Source organism: Arthrobacter sp. NPDC093139 (genome assembly GCF_044754165.1).
Classification (GTDB): domain Bacteria; phylum Actinomycetota; class Actinomycetes; order Actinomycetales; family Micrococcaceae; genus Arthrobacter.
The window spans coordinates 47,033-65,479 of the sequence record NZ_JBIVOO010000009.1 but is presented as its reverse complement, the minus strand read 5'-3'; the positions used below and the strand labels follow the sequence as shown (position 1 = coordinate 65,479).

Below are 18,447 nucleotides of genomic sequence, written 5' to 3'. Positions count from 1 at the left end.
ACTTCCATGAATCCCACCGCCGATCTCGACTGCCGGTACAGGCCAACGTGGCACTACGCCGCGGAACGCAACTGGCTCAACGACCCCAACGGCCTTGTCTACTCCAACGGCGTCTACCACCTCTTCTACCAGCACAACCCGCACGGCGATGTCTGGGGCAACATGTCCTGGGGCCACGCCACCTCCGCGGACCTGCTGACCTGGGACGAGCAGCCCGTGGCCATCCCGTGCGACGAGCAGGAGGCCATCTATTCCGGGTCGGCAGTGGTGGACACCCACAACACCAGCGGGTTCGGTGTAGGGGGAGTCCCGCCGCTGGTGGCAATCTACACGAGCGCCTATGCGCCCGACTCGCTGCTCGCCGGCCGGCAGGCGCAGTCCCTCGCCTACAGCACGGACGACGGCGCCACCTGGATCAAGTACGCCGGAAACCCGGTGCTGGACCGGGCGTCCTCGGACTTCCGCGACCCCAAGGTCTTCTGGTACGACGGCGACGCCGGCAGCTACTGGGTGATGGCCGCCGTCGAAGCCCTCACCCATGAAGTGGTTCTCTACAAGTCGGCGGACCTGAAAACCTGGGAGTACCTGAGCACCTTCGGCCCGGCGAACGCCACTGACGGCGTCTGGGAATGCCCGGATCTGTTCGAACTGCCCGTGGACGGTGACGCCGGAAACACCCGGTGGGTGCTCGTGGTCAACCTCAGCCCGGGTGGCGTCGCCGGCGGCTCCGGCGGCCAGTACTTCATCGGAACGTTCGACGGCGTGACCTTCCACTCCGAAACGACCGTCACCGAGGGCGAGCAGACAGGCGGGAGCCGGATGGCCGACTACGGCTGGCTGGACTGGGGCCGGGACTACTATGCGGCGGTGTCCTTCAGCAACGCCCCCGACGGCCGGCGGCTCATGATCGCCTGGATGAACAACTGGCAGTACGCCGCGTCCACGCCGTCGGAGGGCTGGCGCAGCGCCATGTCCCTGGTCCGGGAGGTCCGGCTGGAATCCCGGGGCGGACGTCCCGTGCTGATCCAGGAAGCGGTGGATCCCTTCGCGGCCTCCGGAACCGGGCTGTTCACGCTCGGCAGGCAGGAACTGGAGAGCGGCATCACCTGGCTCCCGGCCGAGGCGTCCGGGGACGTGCTCCGGATCGAGGCGGAGTTTGAGCCCGCAGGCTCGGGGAAAACGGGTCTGGTGCTCCGCGCCGGAAGCGGTGACGCCGCCGGCCTCGAGCGCACCGTGCTCGCTTACGATTCCGCCACGGGCGAGCTGAGCCTGGACAGGACCGCGTCCGGCGACGTCGGCTTCCACGAGGATTTCCCGTCTGTGGAGCGGGTGGCCGTTCCGCTGATCGACGGCAGGCTGCGGCTCCGGGTCTTCCTGGATCGCTGCTCCGTGGAGGTCTTCGCGCAGGATGGACTGGCCACGATCACGGACCAGGTGTTCCCATCGGACTCCAGCACCGCCGTCGGTCTCCTGGCAGAAGGCGACGGCGGCACCGTGGTGGGTCTGACCGTCACCGGCTGAGCCAACGGCCGCGGAGTCGGCCCGCCAATTCGACGGTTCCCTGCCGGCTCGATGCTTCGCAGCATCGAGTGTGCACGGAACCGTCGAATCGGCGGCCCGGTCTCAGCTGTTTTGCTCCAGGGCCTTCTCCAGCAGGTCCAGCAGCTCTTGGTCCACCTGCTCGACGGCGGTGAGCCGGACTTTTCGGTCGAAGAAGTCGCCGCCGCGGACGCGCACTTGTTCGAGACGTCCCCCAATAGGCATCTCGATGCGAAGCGCCACGTCCACGGCCGTCTTGTTGGCCCGCGTCACCTGGGCGAACTTGCGCCGGGGGCTGTGCAGCGAGACGTACCCCTTGCGCATCTGGATTTCCACCCCGTCAGTGGCTGCCGCCCATGCCAGGAGGGCATCGGCTATGGGACGCAGGTGCGGGTGGGATTCGTACTGGCCGTCGATGAGTTCGTCCGCGTCCCGCAGCATGAACTCCGGATAGCCGAACATTTCCCAGGACACGGCATATTGCGCGTAGCCGGTGATGCCGTGCTCGTCGCGCATCCAGTCGCGGAGTTCGCCGTCGTTCCGCACTCCGGCCGTGCGGCCCTGCTCCGCCCACCAGCGCACGTCGTGGCCAGACTTTCGGAGCAGCAGCGCCTGGTTGCTTTCCACCATGGTCTGCCAGGTCTTGGCAGCGGATTTCAGGTTAGGTGTGTTCGCCATGCTCCGATGGTAGTGCCGGTGTCCGAGGGCATGGGCTCCGGCACTACCGCTTGTGATGCCTTACTTGATCATCGTGCCGTCGGGGGCCACGAGGTACCACACATTGCCTACGCCCTGGCCGGTGATGTCGCCGGGGGCCTTGTCCTTCTCCCACAGGTAGACGGGCATGCCTTCGATGGTCACCTGCTTCTTGCCGTCAGGGGTGTCGATGGTTCCGACCTTTCCGGTGACGCCCTCAACGGTGGGGGTGTCATTGGTGGTGAGGACCGGCGGCCAGGCAACGAGGCAGTCACCGGTGCAGTTGCTCTTGCCGGAGTCCTTCACGTCCTTGGTGAAGTAGTAGACGCTCATTCCCTTGCCGTCCACCACGATGTCGCCCTTGGCCGACGATGCGGTCATCAGGTCAACTGCGGCCGTTTCAGTGGCTGTGGACGTGGCGGTTTCGGTGGGCGACTCGGCGGCAGTGGTGGTGGGGGCGGCCGTGGTAGGAGTTGTGCCGGTTCCGCCGCCGCAGGCGGTCAGCGACGCGGCAAGGGCCAAAACTGCAAGGCCAACGCTCAATTGCTTGTTCATGTGCTGCTCCTTGGCTCAGGCCGGAATCTGGGAACCGGCGCTATTTGGAATGACGCATGAAGGTGAAGAATGGTTCAAGGCGCAGACGACGGACCTGAATGAACTTTTCTGGGCCGGTCCGCGTCTTACATGCCAGAATGCCGGACCGCAGGGACCGGTCATCGAGTCACTTCCGGGAGGTCCTGGTGCCGCTGGACGAAGATGTGGTTGCCGCAATCTATCGCGATCATGGGATGGCCCTGCGCCGCTTTGTGATCAGCGCCTCGCATGACCCGATGCTGGCCGATGACATCGTCCAGGAGACAGTGCTGCGAGTCTGGCAGCAGGCGCCGACTATCACGGGAAGCATGCGCAGTTACCTGTTCCGGACGGCCCGGAACATCATGATCGACAATTACCGGAAATCCCAGCGCAGGCCACGGGAGGCCGAGGAACGCGACCTTGCCGATCCGGCGGAGGTTATCGGGAAGGTCGACGAACTGCTCACCAGGGTGCTGATGGAAGAGGCCCTGCTCCGGTTGAGCATGGAGCACCGGGACGTACTCGTGGCGTTGCATTACCGGCGCTTCACAGTGAATGAGGCCGCCGTCCAGCTGAACATTCCAAGCGGCACGGTGAAATCCAGGGCCTTCTACGCGGTGAAGGCCCTGCGGACAATTCTTGATGAAATGGGTGTGGAACGGTGAACGGCAAGGAACTCCATGAGTTGCTGGGGGCATATATCCTGGGCGGCCTCGACGACGCGGACAAGGCGCGCTTCGAGGACCACCTGAAGCAGTGCGCAATCTGCAGGGATGAACTAGCGGACCTGGAAACCCTTCCCGGCCTCCTGAACGCCGTGCCGGTTCCCGACGCCGTGGCGCTCGCCGTTCCGGCTCCGCGGGCGCCGCGCACCCCGGAGCCTTCTGCTGACGTCCCGCAACCTGTCCTGGACGAACTGGCGGCCCGCCGTCGTCATTCCCGACGGCGGCTGACCGCGTTCGTCGGTGCCGTCGCCGCCGCATGCCTAGCCCTGGGCTTCGCTGCGGCGCCGCTTCTGGCCCCGGCTAACCGGCCTGATGCCAGCTATTCGGTGGAAGCAGATACCGGCATCCAGGTGACAGTGGGCATGGTCAAGAAGACGTGGGGTACCGAACTGGCGGTGGACGGCAAGAGCCTGCCGAACAAAGGGAAGCTGTCACTGTGGGTCAAGGACCGGGCAGGAACGGAAGACCGCGCCTGCGCATGGATGGCGACCCCCAGTGGCCGGGCCAGGGTCACCAGCGCGACCCCGCTGCAGTACTCGAGCATTGCCAGTGTCGAGGTGCGGAACGAACAGCAGCAGACAATTGCTGTGATCACCGTGCCGGGCGCCTGAATTAGCCCATTTTTGTCTCAGCCGGGTGTTCTACTGGAGTCCAGGACGAAGGGGACTCGATGGAGCAGCGCGGCGGGGATCACGGCCACAGCAGCCGGGAGTACAGGAACCGCGCCGCCGTGGGCCGGCGGCCAGGTAACCGCGGCCATCCCCAGCGTGATTATGCGGGCGGCTCCTACGAAGTTGTGGCCTCCGGGGAGCAGCTCGCACGGACTCTGATGTCAGCCGGCCGGGTGCGGCCGGCAGCGGTGATTGCCTGGCATCCCGGCCAGCCCCGGAACAGGATCGACGTCGAGCATATCGCCCGTGAAGTGGGGGATCTCGCCGATGTCTATTACCTCGAAAACGGCCCCGAGACCTACAGGCTCGGTGACGCGCTGCCTCCCGGTGCCCATGTTTACGGAAACGCCGCCCGGGTCTATTCCGCGGACCTCGACTGGATTCAGGATGTGTACAGAAGCCCGCTCTGGATGGCACAGAGTCCGGATGCTGCTGTACAGGCAGCGGAGGAGATCATTGACGACGTGCTGGGACGGCTTACGTCATCGCCGCCGCCGGCGGTCGTGCCGCAGCGCGCGGAAAAGATGGACGGCGTGGTCAAGGCCTTTGCGAGCGGTGGGTCCCGTGCCATCGTGGAGTTGTCAGACGGCCGGCGCTGCACGATCCAGCGCGAGCAACTCCTGCCGGCCGTGCGCCTGGACTGGATGCTGGCTGAAGGCCAAGCCGTGTCCGGGCTGTACGATGCCGGTGCCAGGACCCTGGACGTCAGTGCGCTGAAAGTGGTTCCCCGGCTCACAGATCTCTATTCCTCCGGTGACCTGGTGCTTGCGCTGGTGGAGGAGGTGACCGGCAAGGCGGCCACGCTCAACCTTTTCCCCGGCTGCAGGTGGCCAGTTCCCCTGGAGCGGATGTCGTCGAACCCTCTGGACACCGCAGACACTTTGGTGACGGAGGGGGAAGTGGTGGTTGTCCGGTTCCTCAGGGTGAAGGGCGCCGTTGTTCTTTCCCTCATCGATGTTGGTGATGATGGGGAGGTCCGGGCGTCCCCCCGGGCTGCTGCTGGGCGGGACTCCCTGGCTGCAGGCAGGAAGACACCTGCTGGAACGCGTGGGCACCGGGATCGATGAAACTCCGGTGGCTGCAGGGGAACCGGTTCGGCCGGCCACGGCAGGACGCGCCCCCGACATTCCTTCGCCCGCTCTGATCACGGTGCAGCTCTCCCTTGCCACCGAGAAGGCTGAGGTGGCCCGGCTCCAGGAGTTGGTCAAGGCGGGGAGCAGCGCCGGGCCGGAGCTTCTTCGGCTGGAACGCGAGGTCGCAGCCCTGCGGGCGGAGCTGGAGCTGGAGCGACGGCAAGCGGCGGCCAGTGACGGGCTGCGGGCTGGACTGGCAGCAAAGAACGCCAAACAGCTGGAGGACCTGCGCACGCTTCGCGCGCGCAACCGTGAAATGCAGCAGGCTCTGAAGCGGTCCCGTGAAGACTCAACAGATGCCTTCGAAACAGCGGATGACCGCGTCCGGCACGATATTTATCTGGCCTGGGTACGTAACGTTCCCGGCGAGGACAAGTCCAGGTTTCCACTTCCAGGGGCGTACAGCGTGGGTCCCGACTTCGCCGCCTCACTGTATTCACGGACGGAGCAGGGCGCCGTGCCTAAGGCCTTGAAAGCGGTGGTGGAAGTGTTGAGCGGTCTCGCGGAGCGGAGCTCGGCCAGGGAGGTGCATCCCCTGCGCGCCACAGGTGGCGGTGATGCGGCCCAGATTCAGCGCGAGGACGGTGCCAGATGCTTTCGCGCATCCATTGAACGAAGCGTGGCGTCGGCACGGCGGCTGCACTACTGGAAGACTCCGGGTGGCGAAGTGGAGCTTTCGCGCATCGTGCTGCACGATGACTTCAAGCCTTAGGTCCCGTGGCGCTGGGATTCCATGCGGCCGAGCCTGGCCCGAACCACCATAAAAACGCCGTAGCAGATGAGCCCTGCCCCCACGGCGGCGAGCAGGTAGATGCCAAAGGGCTGTTCGCGCAGCGCCCGGAGGCCGCCGTCGAGTCCGGTGGATTGTTCGGGGCGGAGCGTGGCTGCGGCGGTGATGACGAGCAGGCCCGTCACGAAGAGGGCGACGCCTTTGGCCGCGTAGCCGGCGATGCCCAGGCGCGTAATACCCTTGCGTGCCGACGGTGATGCAGGCATGCGGATGTGCCGCTCGAACTTCCTCTGGAATCCACGGAGCACATAGACGACTCCGGTGACGGCTACTGCTGCCCCGACAACAATCAGGAGCAGGAGGCCGCCCGGTGCCTTCAGGAGACCCACGGTCATGTCACTCGTGGATTCCCGGTTGTCGCTGCCGCTGCCTCGCGCGAACGCGGCGAGTGAAACAGCCATTGCGGCGTAGACCACCGCCTGGCCGGCGGCCTTGAGCTTCTTGACTATTTTGTCCTTGGACGGAAGGTTCTGGTAGGCAAAGATGGCGTCACTGGCCTGCCAGAGTGCCAGGGCCACGCAGGCGGCGAAGCTGGCCCACAGCAGCAGGGGCCCGAAGGGCTGGCTGCCCAATTCTGCGACAGCCCCGCTGACGTCAGCCCGGCCGCTCTTTCCCACTGCCAGCCCGATGGCGATCGTCCCCACTAAAAAATGGAGCACGCCGCTGACGGCAAACCCTGCCCGGGCCAGCAGCTCGAGTGCGCGGGAGTTGGTGACCTCTTCGGCTTTGTCTGCCGCGCCCTGCAGTTCTCGTTTGATGATCGTTCCTTCGCGCCGGCATGGCTCATGCGTCTCCCGCGGCTACCCGCCACATTCCCCATCGTGCCACGGGCAGAGGCTGCACAACAGATGGGGCTGCGCGCAACCAAGCGCCGCGTCTGTGCCCCGGAACTGTGCCCCGCATAGGGCCCGCAGATGTTCCCCGGACCAGGCTCCGGGGCGGCGTCAGACCCGCCGGTAGCAGAGGTCGAAGATCATACGGCCGGCCTCGTGCGCCTTGTTCTCAAAGCTCGTGCGGATGCGGCCCTCAAACCGCGGCGCCCAGCCACCGGTTTCATCGATACCCTCGTTGGGTCCCGTGTGCTCGGTGCTGACCGGCGCCCGGCCTTCCTTCACCGGGGCGCCGCCCACGAGCGACTCGACGCCCGTCTGCCAGACGTGGGTGAGCGGGCTCTCGGGCCCCCTGCGTTCACCATCATGCATATTGACGAACGCCGTGGAACCGGCGAGCACATCGCGCACGTGCACGGCGTAATTGGACCAGTCGGTCGCGATTCGCCACAGTCCGCCGGGCTTCACGGCCCTGGCGGCCAGCTCGGCGAACTCGGGCTGAATGAGCCGGCGTTTGTGGTGGCGCGACTTGTGCCAGGGGTCCGGGAAGAAGATCCACAGCTCGCTCACCGATCCAGGCGGAAGCATGGTGGCGAGTACTTCAGGCGCGTTGGCCTCCACCACACGGACGTTGGTGAGGCCCTTGCTGTTGATCTTGATCATGGTGTTGGCCAACCCGGGGGTGTAGACCTCGACAGCGAGGAAGTCCGTGTCCGGGTTCTGCTCGGCGGCGTGGCAGACGGCATCGCCAAGTCCCGATCCGATCTCAACGATCAGCGGTGCTTTCCGGCCGAACTCGGTCTCCGCGTCAAACGTGTAGTCCGGGTGGACCGAGGTGTTGGCCACGTGGCGCGGGACGTCCACTGCCCAGCGGTCCGAGTGTTCTTCCCAGGCGGCTTGCCGGCGGCCCTGGAGGCGTGTTCCGCGGCGCACGAAACTGACGGGCCGTCCGCCGTAGGTGCCGAATGAGGCCTGGCTGCCGGGCGTGACGGGCCTCGGCGTCCTGGGATTCTCAGGTGTCTGGTTCTCCGGCGGCCGGGGGGAATCTGGGGTTTCACTCATCATCTCCAGAATAGTGGAGTTCGCGGCGCCGGACGCCGCCGGCATCGGCAGTGGGGGCGCCCCCGAACATACAGGATGGGCGTTCACGGCAGGGCTGTGACAACAACGTGGATGGCCCCTGGGAGAAGGACGAAGGCAGCTTGCGTCCCCACGAGCCAGAGTCCTGCCACGCCGGCGCTCCACGCCGAGGTGTCGCGCTGATGCCGCCTCACGGCAAGGATGCCGAAGAGGGCGGCCAGCAGCCCGAAAAATGTGGGCAGGCTCCAGAAGACTGCCGCCGCCACCCACTCCAGGCCGTTGCTGCCGGTGTCGGGGCGGGTGAACAGCATGGCCAACATGCTGGGCACGATAGTCAGGAGCATGCTGGGCAGCACCAGCGCACCAAACACGACGCTCGCCCCACCTTCGCCCGTGCCTTCCGATGCCGCCCGGCCCCGTGACGGCCTGGGATGGTCGGGGACCTTGGGAGCACACGGAATGCTCATGGTTCTCCCAGTGGTAGGCGGGTGGGCGGTGCCTCGGCCCGTTATTGGAGCCACACTAATTCCGGGCCATCGACAGCCGTAACCGGTGTTCTTTTGTATGTGGATAACCCTTCGGGCACCGCTACCGGCCCGGGGATATAGCCGTGTGGCGGTCCGGGGGCGTGGCGCTCACGCGGCGCCGGCCCCTGCAAGAATGGCCGGATGACCGGTGGGAAGAGCGGGGCAGCGAAGAACGGGACAGCGAAGAACGGGACAGTGAAGAACAGGACAGTGAAGAACGGCGCGCCCCGGCCCGCCCTGGGTGCCGTGTCCGGATCGCTCGTGGATGCCGAGGTGGACGACGTCCCGTCCGCAGAGCCCACGCACGTCGGCGGTCGCCGGGGGCTGGCATACCTTGGCCTCTGCCTGGTGCTGATCGGGCTGAACCTGCGCACTGTGTTCTCCAGCTTTTCGGCAGTGCTCCCCGAAATAACGTCCGGCGCCGGCCTGCCGGGCTGGGCAGTGGTGGTACTGACCACCGTCCCGGTGACTCTGCTGGGCGTGTTCGCCCCGCTGGCCCCCGTCCTGGCGAGAAGATTCGGTGCCGAGCGCGTCCTGCTGGGGGCCATGGCCGTCCTGACGGCCGGGCTGCTGGCCAGGCCCGCGGCTGTTCCGGGCGGGGGGCACCTGCCCGCCCTGCTCGCAGGCACGGCGGCGTGCGGAGCGGCGATTGCGCTGTGCAATGTACTGCTGCCCGGGTTGGTGAAGCGTGACTTCCCGCACCGGCTCGGCCTGATGGGCGGGCTCTACACCACGGCCATTTGTGCGTCAGCGGCCCTGGGGGCTGGTTTCACCTATCCGGTTTTCAGCGCGACCGGTCAGTGGACCGCCGCGCTGTGGTTCTGGACAGTGCCGGCCGCCGTCGTCCTACTTCTATTCCTTCCGGTCGCGATCCGTCAACGCCACGGCCGGCAGAACGCCGTGCACGACGGCCTGAACGTGTGGCGCTCCGCGGTCGCCTGGCAGGTCACCATCTTCATGGTGCTGCAGTCCATGATGTCGTTCAGCGTCTTCGCCTGGCTGGCGCCGATTCTGCGGGAGCGCGGCATCGACGGCGGAACGGCGGGGCTGATGGTCTCCGCCTCGATCGTCCTGCAGATGCTCGGCTCGCTGTTCGCCCCGGCGCTGGCAGCGAGGCTGCGGGATCAGCGGGCCATCAACATGGTCGTGGCGCTCATGACCGGGGGCGGCTTCGCCTTGAGCATCTTCGGCCCGCTGGAGCTGATCTGGGTGTGGACCGGACTCCTGGGCCTGGGCCAGGGCAGCCTCACCGCGGTGGCCCTGACCATGATCATGCTCCGCACCCGGAACGGGCATGCCGCAGCCCACCTCTCCGGCATGATGCAGGGGGTGGGCTACGGGCTGGGCTCCACGGGGACACTCCTCGTAGGCCAGCTGCACCAGAGCACCGGCTCGTTCGCGGCGGCCGGAGTGCTGTTCCTCGCAGTGGGCCTGCTTGCGGCCGCCTTCGGCTACCGGGCAGGCCGCAACCGCTTCATCTGACCCGCCTTGAGACTGTCTTTAGTGCGCCAGGTCCTTGCCCTTGGTCTCCGGGAGTGTGAAGACGAACGCCGCGCTGACGGCCAGCAGCACCACCGCATAAACGTTGAACAGGTCGGGCATGCGCAGCGACGTGCCGAGCCACTGCTGCAGGTAAGGGGCTGTTCCGCCGAACAGCGCCACGCAGATGGAGTAGGGCACTCCCACGCCCACGGTCCGGATGCTCGTCGGGAACAGCTCTGCGTAAACGGCGGGCACGATCGCGGCGCTCGCGGCGATGAAGATGAGCATCACGGACATGCCGACGGCGAGCTGCCACGCCGAATCCTTCAGCAGCCAGGTCATCGGGAAATGCATCACGGCTGAGCCGATGGCGCCGGACCACAGCACCTTCTTGCGGCCGATCCGGTCGGAGAGCTTGCCCCAGAACGGCAGTGCGGCGATGAATACGATGTTGCCGATGACGCCTGCCCACAGTGCCTCGCCGCGATCGATCTTCAGGGCCGTAGTCGCGTAGCTCGGAGCCACGACGCCCCAGATGTAGTAGATCACCGTGAGCCCGACCGTCAGGCCGATGACCTGCAGGGCCTGCTTGCGGTGCCGGACGATCTGCGGCCAGATCGGGGCGCGCTTCTCGGTGACAGTCTCGCCCTCGAAGACGTCCGTCTCGTGCAGCCTGGCTCGCATGATCAGCGCGTACAGGCCCATCACGGCGCCGATGAGGAAGGGGATCCGCCAGCCCCAGGCGTTCATCACCTCGGTGCTCAGCGCCATGTTCAGGACCGCCCCCAGCAGCGTCCCGAACAGGATGCCGACGGTGCCCGAGGTATAGATCAGGGTGGCCCAGAAGCCGCGGTGTTCCTTGGGTGCCATCTCGGAAAGATAGGTCTGCGACGACGGCAGCTCACCTCCGTGCGCCATGCCCTGCACCAGCCGGGCCACCAGCAGCATCAGTGATGCCCACGCGCCAACGGCTGCGAACGTCGGCGCGATGCCGATCATCAGGCTGCCCAGGGAGGCGAGCCCGACGGCGAGCGTCATGGAGGCCTTGCGGCCCACCCTGTCGCCGATCCAGCCGAAGAGGAACCCGCCGAACGGCCGGGCCACGAAGCCGACGGCGAAGATCGCCAAGGTGGACAGCACCGCCGAGGCCGGGTCCGACTTGCTGAACAGCTGGCTCGCGATGAACGGCGTGAAGGTGGCGTAAATGGCCCAGTCGTACCATTCGACGGCGTTGCCGATGCCAGTGCCGACCACAGTCCTTCGGGTGGACGCCCGGTCTGCTCGCTGGTGGTTGATGGTGGTGGTCATGGTTTCTCCTGGTGGGGCTGGGCTTAGGAAGCTGAGGAGGCGGAAAGGGCGGCCGCTGCCGCCGCCGGGGCGGCAGCCAGCGTGGCCAGCCGCGAGATGGCGAGTTCCGCATAGAGGGCGGCTCCGTCAGCGAGGACTCCGTCGTCGAACGTTGCGTACGGTGAGTGGTTGAACGGGGACGTGGCAGGGTCTGTGTCCCGGGGCACCGCGCTCAGGCCGATGAAGGTGCCGGGCACCTCCGCGAGGACGCGGGAGAAGTCCTCGGAACCGCTGAGCGGGGTGGCCCAGCGCGAAAGCCTGGAGTCGCCGAAGAGTCCCGTGATGACCTTTTCGGCGGTGTGTGTTTCATCCTCGTTGGTGATGGTGAGGGGGTATTCCTGCTGGTAGTCCACGTCAACGCCGAGGCCGTGCGCTGCTGCGATTCCCTTGAGCAGCCGGGGCACGGCGTCCATCATCTTTTGCCGGGACTTTTCCGAGAACGTGCGGATGGTTGCCTCGATGCGGGCCGTTTCCGGGATGACGTTGCGCTTGGTGCCGGCGTGGAGCACCCCCACGGACAGGACCACGGGGTCGAACATGTTGAACTGCCGGGTAACCATGACCTGCAGGGCCGTCACCATCTCGGCGGCGGCGGTCACCGGGTCCTTGGCCGAGTGCGGGGCGGAGCCGTGGCCGCCGGCGCCGAGTACCGTGACCACCAGCCCGTCGGAAGCGCTGAGCATGACGCCCGGTTTGGTGCAGAACGTGCCGTGGGGTTCGAGGGAGGAAAACACGTGCATGCCGTATGCTGCGTCCACCCGGCGGCCCGGGGCGTCCAGCACGCCTTCGCGGATCATGTAGCTGGCGCCGTCGAAGCCTTCCTCGCCCGGCTGGAACATCAGCACGACGTCGCCTGGCAGCTGGTGCTGCCGTTCCGCCAGCAGCGTGGCGGCTCCGGCGAGCATGGACGTGTGGAGGTCATGGCCGCATGCGTGCATGGCGCCGTCGATTTTGGAGGTGTAGTCCACGCCGGTCTTCTCCTGGACGGGCAGCCCGTCCATGTCCGCGCGGAGGAGAACTGCCGGGCGTCGGGCCGCAGCACAGTCGCCGGCCGTAGCCCCCTCCCCGTCTCCAACCTGGGCTCCGCCGCGCAGGACCGCCGTGACCGAGGTCGTGTCCTGGCCCAAGGTGATCTCGAAGGGCAAACCGTCCAGGGCCTTGAGGATTTTTTCCTGCGTCCGCGGCAGCTCGAGGCCGATTTCCGGCTCCCGGTGCAAGTTGTGGCGGAGACTGGCGAGGTCTCCCTGCATTTCCCTGGCGTCTGCGGCAATCGGCACGTGTACTCCCTTTGACTTCGGCTTACTCGGTCTCGCTCTATTCTGGGGTGACCTGCTTCACAACCGGTCTAAGTGCTGGAAAAATGCAGGCCAAGACGATAATCGCAGGAATCATGCATCATGAAGGGGCTGCCGTGGAGCTCAGCGAGGAAGACCTGGCACTTATCAACACCCTGCAGATCGCGCCGCGGATCAGCTGGTCGGACGCTTCGGGCATTCTCGGCGTCCACGCCACGACGCTTGCCGCCCGCTGGGACAGGCTGCGGGCGGCCGGCGCCTCGTGGACCACGGCACATCTGATCGGAGACCCGAAGCAGATGTGTCTCGCCTTCGTGGCTGTGGACTGCGAAATGGACCGCCGGCAACAGGTCACGGCCAGTCTTGCTGCGCTGCCGGAGGTGGTCACCGTGGAGGAGGCGGCCAGCAACCGCGATCTGATGCTGACCGTCGTTACCCGCTCCCTGGAGGACTTCAGCACCAAAGTGGTGTCCCGGCTGAAGGAAACAGAGGGACTGGTGAAGTACCAGACGGCCCTCTGCACACGACTTCACACCGGCGCTGACACCTGGCGGCTGAACGTTCTGAGCCGTGCGCAGCAGGCTGCCCTCCAGGCGTTCGCCCGGCCCGCACCTTCGCAGCCGGACCGGACTGGCGCTGCGCGGGAGCCGCTGCCGGCAAGCCACCTGGACCTGCTGCCGTATCTGGCCAGGGACGGACGGGCCACGGCGGCCGACATTGCCCGGGCCCTGGGCCGCAATCCTGCCACCGTCCAGCGTCAGCTGAACCGGGTGCTGGCCAGCGGCATCCTGTCCCTGCGGTGCGAGGTCGCGCAGCGATACTCGTCGTTTCCGGTGACCTGCCAGTGGTTCGTCAACGTGCCTGCGGGCCAGCATGAAGCCGCCGCCGCGAGCATTCGGTCCATCCGGAATGTGCGGCTCAGCGCCTCGACGACAGGCCCCACCAACTTCGTGATCATCATGTGGCTGCAGTCCCTGGCCGACGTCATGGACGCCGAGCTCGCCCTGCAGCAAAGGGTGCCCGGCATCGAACTGGTAGAGAGCGTCGTCATGCTGTCCACGGTTAAACGGGTGGGCTGGATGCTGAACGAGGACTCCACGGCCAGCGGGGCCGTCGTCGTGGATGCCCACGGCCTGGAGCTCGCGGACTAGCCGGCTTGCTCCACATCGGCGCCGTCCTGTGGCAAGCTACCCCGTACCAACCGACTACCGATCAGGCTGCCGTGCACGAATCCGCTCCGCCGCTCTCCGCCGCCCCCGCCGCCGGGATCCTCCGGCACCCCTATCTTCTGGTGACCGTGGGATCGTGCGCCCTTGTGTTCCTTGCCGCCTTCGAATCACTGGCGGTCACCACCATCATGCCGCTCGTGAGCCGCGAGCTCGACGGCGCCAACCTGTACGCCCTCGCGTTTGCCGGGCCGCTGGCCACGGGGGTGATCGGCATGGTGGGCGCGGGCAACTGGTCCGACCGGCGCGGCCCCCTCGCCCCGCTCTATGTGTCGGTGGCGGTGTTCGTGCTCGGCCTGCTGATTGCCGGCACCGCCGGCAGCATGGCGGTTCTCGTGGCGGGCCGGCTGGTCCAGGGCTTCGGCGGCGGGGCCATGACGGTGGCCCTATACGTGGTGGTGGCCAGGGCCTACCCGCCCGGGCTGCACGCCAAAATCTTCGCGGCCTTCTCTGCAGCATGGGTCATCCCCTCCCTTGTGGGGCCCTTCGCTGCGGGCCTCGTGGCGCAGCTGGCCGGGTGGCAGTGGGTGTTCCTGGGCGTGGTGGGCCTGGTCATCCCGGCCTTGGCCATGCTCGTCCCTGCCCTGCGGGGCGTCCGCTCGGGGCCCGAAGACCAGCCGGCGCCCTGGGCATTCCGGAGGCTTGCCTGGGCTGCGCTCGCGGCGTTAGCCGTGCTGGGCCTTAACCTGTCCTCCGCCGTTCCGGCGGCCGGGGCTGTCGTGGCCTGCACCGCCGTCGTCGTTGCGCTGCTGGCCGTCAGGCCGCTGGTGCCGCCCGGCACGCTGGTTGCCCGCCGGGGCCTGCCGAGCGTGATCCTCACCCGTGGTTTGGCGTCCGCCGGGTTTTTTGGCGCCGAGGTTTACCTGCCGTACCTGCTGGTGGAGCGCTATGCCTTCGCGCCGACGTTCGCCGGCCTCACCCTGACCGGCGGCGCGCTCGCGTGGGCAGCCGCCTCGGGCATTCAGGGCCGGCTGGGAAACCGGCTCGGCAGCCCCGTCGCGGTGCGGATCGGTTCGCTGCTGGTGCTGTCCGCCATCGTCCTCGCCCTGGTGACGACAGCGTTTGGCTGGCCGGCCGCCGTCGCGATTTCCGGATGGATTCTCGCCGGCGGCGGTATGGGGCTGATGTATCCGCGGCTGAGCGTCATGACACTCGCACTGTCCGCGCCGGACACGGAAGGCTTCAACAGCTCCGCGATGTCCATTGCGGACTCCCTCGGCGGTGCCCTGGCGCTCGCCGCCACAGGCATCGTGTTCACTGCATTCACGACGACGGCGGCTTCCTTCGCCGGAGTTTTCGCCCTGACGGCGGTGATCGCCGCCGCCGCGGTGGTCACAGCGCCCCGTGTCGCCGACTGATTCCGGACCGCCTGACCCACGACGGAACCGCTGCTGAAACCAGGTAATGGAGACGTATTGACCCCGGGCTGGCGGCGGAGGATTCTCATTGCAGGGCCCGCCTGCAGCCCCGGCCCGGGCGCTGGACAGCGTTTCAACACCGAACCAGCCTTTCAACATCGACCCGAGGAGACTCCGATGCGTAACGCTAAATTCAATGATCTGCTGGCCCACCAGGTCGGCAACGAGTTCGCCGCTTCCCAGCAGTACATCGCCATTGCCGTCTGGTTTCACGGCCAGGACCTGCCCCAGCTGGCCAAACATTTCTACCGTCAATCGCTGGAAGAACGAAACCACGCCATGATGATGGTCCGCTACATCCTGGACCGCGGGCTGAAGATCCCCATCCCCGGCGTGGAACCGGTCCGCAATGACTTCAACAATGTAGAGGAGCCATTGGCCCTTGCCCTCGCCCAGGAACAGGCAGTCACCGAGAACATCAAAGAACTGTTTGCCGCGGCACGGGCGGAAAACGACGCCCTCGGAGAACAGTTCATGCTCTGGTTCCTCAAGGAACAGGTCGAGGAAGTGGCCTCGATGACGACGCTGCTGAACATCGCCCGGCGCGCGGACAACCTCTTCGACATCGAAAACTTCCTCGCCCGCGAACGCGTCGGCGATCACGGTCGCCCCGGCGGCCATCATGGCGGTCATCACGGACACCACGGCGGGCACGGGGGCCACGACTCCGGAACACCGGAAGCCGCCGGAGGGACGCTCTGACAGCCCATCCCGAGCGGCAGCAGGCGGCCGGTCTTGAGGCCGGCCGCGGGCAGTGGTGTCCTAACTGACCATGGAGCCAGGGCTGAGTGAGTGCCAGGAACGGTGGTGGTACACGAGCGGCCGGGACGGCCCGGCAACCCCGTCCCCAGCGGAGCGGACGTTGACCTGGAGCACACGCATCGCGACCACTACGGAGTCACCGGCATGCATCTCGTTGACGATGGTCCCTCGCAGCCAGGCATCGGCCGCGGGGAGAACGGGCTCACCCGTGACCAAACGGGACCAGGCGGACGTGTCCTCAAAGCGGTCGATGCCGCCGGTGGCAAAAGTTTTCGCAAGACCAATCTGGTCTGCGCCGAGCAGATGCACCACGAGGGTCCCGGCCTTGCGGATTGCATGCGCCGACGATGACTGCGCGGAGAGTGAAAACGCCAGGAGCGGCGGATTGAGCGAGACGGAAAAGACCGAACTGGCCGTCAGCCCCACCGGTCCGCTGGCGCCTTGGGCGGTGATGATGGCGACGCCGGCCGGATGGTTGCCGAAAGCCGCCTTGAAATCATCGATGCTGGGCATGTCGGAAGAGAGGCTCGTGGCCCCATGACGCGGCCTGGAGGCTGCGAGGGCGTACTGGATTGCCATAAAAGGTCCTTGGGGTTTGGCGGACGAAAGCGGTGCGTCTCCACTGCTCGACCGCGGTGAAGGCCCACCCCTGGCACACCACCGCTTGAGACTGGGTGTTTTCATCGCACCGCTTCCCAACTACGATCAGGAGGAAGGCGCTTAGGTAAGGCTTACCTTCCTCCTTCGGAAGACTGTATCAAGATCTTTGAATTGCGTGACAAACGCATGACGTAATAGAAGGTCCCGGGTCGATGTCAGAAACAGAGTTCAGGCCGACGCCACAAGCGGTGAGCCCGGCCGCCGCGCCCATCGAGGATGTCATAAGGGCCCTCAAGGGTGTTGTTGACCCCGGACTGGGTGTGAACGTTGTCGATCTCGGGCTCGTCTACGGCCTGGAATATGAGTGCGACAGCACGCTGCTGATCAGGATCACACTGACCTCGCCTGCCTTTCCGTTGACGGAGCTGATCGAGGAGCAGGTTGCCAGGGCGCTGGACGGAGTCGTTGACGGATGGCGACTGAGCTGGGTCTGGATGCCTCCGTGGGGACCGGAAAAGATCACTGAAGAGGGCAGGGCCCAGATGCGAGGATTCAAAGCATAGAACCTGGGCGGACCGTCGGCCCGGCCCGCCGCCTACTGCAGCGGCAGCCGGGTGGCGCGCACGACGGCGTCGGCGAGGATGGCCATCTGCCCGTCCGGGCCCGACGCCTCGCGTTCCCGGCTTTCGGCCACCTCCACGTCCCACTCCGGCGGCGCGATGCCGAGTTCCGCCACGAGCTGCCCGGGCGTGAAGTATCGCCCTGTCCCGTGGCCGCCCGTCCCGTGGCCGTCCGGCGCGTCGGCGCCGTGGCTGCTGTTGCGGTGGCTCGCCCAAGGCGGCAGCCCGTCCGGATGGTGACCCACGACGAGCAGGGTCCCGCCGGGCCGCACGGCGTCCGCCGCGATCCTGTGCGACCGCTGCCAGGGCATTTCCGTGGAGTGCAGGAACTGCGCGGAGACCAGGTCAAACTGCACGTCCGGAGCCCACGTTTCCAGGTCCCGCTGCAGCCAGGTGACGCGGTGGCCCGCCCCGGATTCCGCTGCGCGTCCGGCCGCCCGTTCAAGCGCGACGGCGGACACATCCACCGCGGTCACCGTCCAGCCCCGTTCGGCGAGCCACAGGGCATCGGCCCCTTCTCCGCAGCCGAGGTCCAGGGCCGTTCCAGGCGTGAGCCCGGCTGCTTCCACGACCAGCTGCGGATTCGGCCGGCCGCTCCAGACGCGGGCGCGGCTGCGGTACATCTCGTCCCAAAGGCGGGCGGCGCCGTCGTCTGTTGGTTCTGCCTGCCCGCCGGGGGAGTGCTGCTCATCGCTCATCGGTTACTGGCCCTTCTGGATCCGGCGCCAGCCGCCGGCGCGGTTGTTGGCGATGATCGACCTGAACATCTCGAGCAGGGCCGGCGCGTTGATCGCTTCCCCCTCGTAGAAGGCCACCGTCCGGCCGGTCTTGTTCCCGTGCCCGCCGGTGATGAGGTGTTCCGGGTCCGGCGTCAGCCCGCCGTCGTACAGGAACACGTTCACGTGGTCCTTGGCCGCCAGCAGGGCGCAGACATTCCCCTGCAGTTCAAAGTACGGCTGGCGCGTGCGCTTGATGGTTTCGGTGACCTCCGGATCGGCGGCATGGACCAGCTCCCTGACCTGCCGGCACACTGCCTGCTGCCACTCCGGCAGGGCATCGATGTAGGCGTCCACGCGCGGATCGGCGGTGTAGTGCATGGGTATCACCCTGCCACAGAACCCCACGCCCAA

Annotated in this window: 21 protein-coding genes; 11 read left to right on the top strand and 10 right to left on the bottom strand. The window is 66.8% G+C overall.

The window, feature by feature from the left end:
* The first annotated feature begins 6 nt into the window (after positions 1-6).
* Positions 7-1,521, top strand: a complete 1,515-nt coding sequence (locus tag ACIP90_RS14500) for a glycoside hydrolase family 32 protein (RefSeq protein WP_400580115.1) — start codon at positions 7-9, stop codon at positions 1,519-1,521.
* Between the two features lie 102 nt (positions 1,522-1,623).
* Here the strand turns inward: ACIP90_RS14500 and ACIP90_RS14495 are convergent, their stop codons facing one another.
* On the bottom strand, positions 1,624-2,217 hold the full coding sequence (locus ACIP90_RS14495) for a DUF5655 domain-containing protein (protein ID WP_400580114.1): 594 nt from the start codon (positions 2,215-2,217) through the stop codon (positions 1,624-1,626).
* 60 nt (positions 2,218-2,277) lie between these two features.
* Complete coding sequence (locus tag ACIP90_RS14490) at positions 2,278-2,790, bottom strand: hypothetical protein (protein WP_400580113.1); 513 nt, start codon at positions 2,788-2,790, stop codon at positions 2,278-2,280.
* A 185-nt stretch (positions 2,791-2,975) separates the two neighbouring features.
* Here ACIP90_RS14490 and ACIP90_RS14485 point away from each other — a divergent pair, with 185 nt between their 5' ends.
* Genes ACIP90_RS14485 through ACIP90_RS14470 form a run of 4 tightly spaced genes read left to right on the top strand, consistent with a single transcriptional unit; the run spans position 2,976 to position 6,052 of the window.
* The gene (locus ACIP90_RS14485) at positions 2,976-3,476 is read left to right on the top strand and encodes a sigma-70 family RNA polymerase sigma factor (RefSeq protein ID WP_400580112.1); all 501 of its coding nucleotides are present in this window, start codon (positions 2,976-2,978) and stop codon (positions 3,474-3,476) included.
* Positions 3,473-4,147, top strand: coding sequence for an anti-sigma factor family protein (locus ACIP90_RS14480; RefSeq protein ID WP_400580111.1), 675 nt, complete (start codon positions 3,473-3,475; stop codon positions 4,145-4,147). The genes ACIP90_RS14485 and ACIP90_RS14480 overlap by 4 nt, the downstream gene beginning before the upstream one ends.
* A gap of 59 nt (positions 4,148-4,206) precedes the next feature.
* The gene (locus tag ACIP90_RS14475) at positions 4,207-5,274 is read left to right on the top strand and encodes a hypothetical protein (RefSeq protein WP_400580110.1); all 1,068 of its coding nucleotides are present in this window, start codon (positions 4,207-4,209) and stop codon (positions 5,272-5,274) included.
* Positions 5,275-5,281: 7 nt separating this feature from the next.
* Positions 5,282-6,052: a hypothetical protein gene (locus ACIP90_RS14470; protein ID WP_400580109.1), complete on the top strand. Its 771-nt coding sequence runs from the start codon at positions 5,282-5,284 to the stop codon at positions 6,050-6,052.
* Here ACIP90_RS14470 and ACIP90_RS14465 read toward each other — a convergent pair.
* Positions 6,049-6,876 (bottom strand): DUF1206 domain-containing protein, encoded by an 828-nt coding sequence (locus tag ACIP90_RS14465; protein WP_400580199.1) that lies wholly within the window; start codon positions 6,874-6,876, stop codon positions 6,049-6,051. The two genes, ACIP90_RS14470 and ACIP90_RS14465, sit on opposite strands and share 4 nt — an antisense overlap.
* On the opposite strand from ACIP90_RS14465, the gene ACIP90_RS14460 reads away from it, so the two are divergent.
* The gene (locus ACIP90_RS14460) at positions 6,781-7,035 is read left to right on the top strand and encodes a hypothetical protein (protein WP_400580108.1); all 255 of its coding nucleotides are present in this window, start codon (positions 6,781-6,783) and stop codon (positions 7,033-7,035) included. The two genes, ACIP90_RS14465 and ACIP90_RS14460, sit on opposite strands and share 96 nt — an antisense overlap.
* A 39-nt stretch (positions 7,036-7,074) precedes the next feature.
* Here ACIP90_RS14460 and trmB read toward each other — a convergent pair whose 3' ends face one another.
* Both trmB and ACIP90_RS14450 read right to left on the bottom strand, forming a co-directional pair.
* A complete protein-coding gene (gene trmB / locus ACIP90_RS14455) occupies positions 7,075-8,022 on the bottom strand; it encodes a tRNA (guanosine(46)-N7)-methyltransferase TrmB (protein ID WP_400580107.1) in 948 nt (315 codons plus the stop codon).
* An 83-nt stretch (positions 8,023-8,105) separates the two neighbouring features.
* Positions 8,106-8,507, bottom strand: coding sequence for a hypothetical protein (locus ACIP90_RS14450; protein ID WP_400580106.1), 402 nt, complete (start codon positions 8,505-8,507; stop codon positions 8,106-8,108).
* Between the two features lie 201 nt (positions 8,508-8,708).
* On the opposite strand from ACIP90_RS14450, the gene ACIP90_RS14445 reads away from it, so the two are divergent.
* Positions 8,709-10,049 (top strand): MFS transporter, encoded by a 1,341-nt coding sequence (locus tag ACIP90_RS14445; protein WP_400580105.1) that lies wholly within the window; start codon positions 8,709-8,711, stop codon positions 10,047-10,049.
* An 18-nt stretch (positions 10,050-10,067) separates the two neighbouring features.
* Here ACIP90_RS14445 and ACIP90_RS14440 read toward each other — a convergent pair whose 3' ends face one another.
* Both ACIP90_RS14440 and ACIP90_RS14435 read right to left on the bottom strand, forming a co-directional pair.
* Positions 10,068-11,357, bottom strand: coding sequence for an MFS transporter (locus ACIP90_RS14440; RefSeq protein WP_400580104.1), 1,290 nt, complete (start codon positions 11,355-11,357; stop codon positions 10,068-10,070).
* Positions 11,358-11,380: 23 nt separating this feature from the next.
* The gene (locus ACIP90_RS14435) at positions 11,381-12,673 is read right to left on the bottom strand and encodes a M20 family metallopeptidase (protein WP_400580103.1); all 1,293 of its coding nucleotides are present in this window, start codon (positions 12,671-12,673) and stop codon (positions 11,381-11,383) included.
* 113 nt (positions 12,674-12,786) lie between these two features.
* Here ACIP90_RS14435 and ACIP90_RS14430 point away from each other — a divergent pair, with 113 nt between their 5' ends.
* The 3 genes from ACIP90_RS14430 (at position 12,787) to ACIP90_RS14420 (ending at position 16,037) form a co-directional block, all read left to right on the top strand.
* Positions 12,787-13,842 carry an Lrp/AsnC family transcriptional regulator gene (locus ACIP90_RS14430; RefSeq protein WP_400580102.1) on the top strand — a complete coding sequence of 352 codons (1,056 nt, stop codon included), beginning with the start codon at positions 12,787-12,789 and terminating at the stop codon, positions 13,840-13,842.
* A gap of 71 nt (positions 13,843-13,913) precedes the next feature.
* Positions 13,914-15,275, top strand: coding sequence for an MFS transporter (locus ACIP90_RS14425; RefSeq protein WP_400580101.1), 1,362 nt, complete (start codon positions 13,914-13,916; stop codon positions 15,273-15,275).
* Between the two features lie 177 nt (positions 15,276-15,452).
* Positions 15,453-16,037 (top strand): ferritin, encoded by a 585-nt coding sequence (locus ACIP90_RS14420; protein ID WP_400580100.1) that lies wholly within the window; start codon positions 15,453-15,455, stop codon positions 16,035-16,037.
* A 60-nt stretch (positions 16,038-16,097) separates the two neighbouring features.
* On the opposite strand, the gene ACIP90_RS14415 is transcribed toward ACIP90_RS14420, so the two are convergent.
* Positions 16,098-16,676: a flavin reductase family protein gene (locus ACIP90_RS14415; protein WP_400580099.1), complete on the bottom strand. Its 579-nt coding sequence runs from the start codon at positions 16,674-16,676 to the stop codon at positions 16,098-16,100.
* A gap of 233 nt (positions 16,677-16,909) precedes the next feature.
* Between ACIP90_RS14415 and ACIP90_RS14410 the strand changes: the two genes are divergently transcribed.
* Positions 16,910-17,260 carry a metal-sulfur cluster assembly factor gene (locus ACIP90_RS14410; protein ID WP_400580098.1) on the top strand — a complete coding sequence of 117 codons (351 nt, stop codon included), beginning with the start codon at positions 16,910-16,912 and terminating at the stop codon, positions 17,258-17,260.
* A gap of 32 nt (positions 17,261-17,292) precedes the next feature.
* Here the strand turns inward: ACIP90_RS14410 and ACIP90_RS14405 are convergent, their stop codons facing one another.
* On the bottom strand, positions 17,293-18,015 hold the full coding sequence (locus ACIP90_RS14405; RefSeq protein WP_400580097.1) for an SAM-dependent methyltransferase: 723 nt from the start codon (positions 18,013-18,015) through the stop codon (positions 17,293-17,295).
* A gap of 3 nt (positions 18,016-18,018) precedes the next feature.
* Positions 18,019-18,414: a DUF1801 domain-containing protein gene (locus tag ACIP90_RS14400; protein ID WP_400580096.1), complete on the bottom strand. Its 396-nt coding sequence runs from the start codon at positions 18,412-18,414 to the stop codon at positions 18,019-18,021.
* Positions 18,415-18,447 lie beyond the last annotated feature (33 nt).

What these genes read in the sequence shown, in the direction of transcription:
- ACIP90_RS14500 (WP_400580115.1), top strand. Translation starts at nt 7, where the DNA reads ATGAATCCCACCGCCGATCTCGACTGCCGGTACAGGCCAACGTGGCAC.
- ACIP90_RS14495 (WP_400580114.1), bottom strand. Translation starts at nt 2,217, where the DNA reads ATGGCGAACACACCTAACCTGAAATCCGCTGCCAAGACCTGGCAGACC.
- ACIP90_RS14490 (WP_400580113.1), bottom strand. Translation starts at nt 2,790, where the DNA reads ATGAACAAGCAATTGAGCGTTGGCCTTGCAGTTTTGGCCCTTGCCGCG.
- ACIP90_RS14475 (WP_400580110.1), top strand. Translation starts at nt 4,207, where the DNA reads ATGGAGCAGCGCGGCGGGGATCACGGCCACAGCAGCCGGGAGTACAGG.
- ACIP90_RS14460 (WP_400580108.1), top strand. Translation starts at nt 6,781, where the DNA reads ATGGAGCACGCCGCTGACGGCAAACCCTGCCCGGGCCAGCAGCTCGAG.
- trmB (WP_400580107.1), bottom strand. Translation starts at nt 8,022, where the DNA reads ATGAGTGAAACCCCAGATTCCCCCCGGCCGCCGGAGAACCAGACACCT.
- ACIP90_RS14450 (WP_400580106.1), bottom strand. Translation starts at nt 8,507, where the DNA reads ATGAGCATTCCGTGTGCTCCCAAGGTCCCCGACCATCCCAGGCCGTCA.
- ACIP90_RS14445 (WP_400580105.1), top strand. Translation starts at nt 8,709, where the DNA reads ATGACCGGTGGGAAGAGCGGGGCAGCGAAGAACGGGACAGCGAAGAAC.
- ACIP90_RS14440 (WP_400580104.1), bottom strand. Translation starts at nt 11,357, where the DNA reads ATGACCACCACCATCAACCACCAGCGAGCAGACCGGGCGTCCACCCGA.
- ACIP90_RS14430 (WP_400580102.1), top strand. Translation starts at nt 12,787, where the DNA reads ATGCATCATGAAGGGGCTGCCGTGGAGCTCAGCGAGGAAGACCTGGCA.
- ACIP90_RS14420 (WP_400580100.1), top strand. Translation starts at nt 15,453, where the DNA reads ATGCGTAACGCTAAATTCAATGATCTGCTGGCCCACCAGGTCGGCAAC.
- ACIP90_RS14415 (WP_400580099.1), bottom strand. Translation starts at nt 16,676, where the DNA reads ATGGCAATCCAGTACGCCCTCGCAGCCTCCAGGCCGCGTCATGGGGCC.
- ACIP90_RS14410 (WP_400580098.1), top strand. Translation starts at nt 16,910, where the DNA reads ATGTCAGAAACAGAGTTCAGGCCGACGCCACAAGCGGTGAGCCCGGCC.
- ACIP90_RS14405 (WP_400580097.1), bottom strand. Translation starts at nt 18,015, where the DNA reads ATGAGCGATGAGCAGCACTCCCCCGGCGGGCAGGCAGAACCAACAGAC.
- ACIP90_RS14400 (WP_400580096.1), bottom strand. Translation starts at nt 18,414, where the DNA reads ATGCACTACACCGCCGATCCGCGCGTGGACGCCTACATCGATGCCCTG.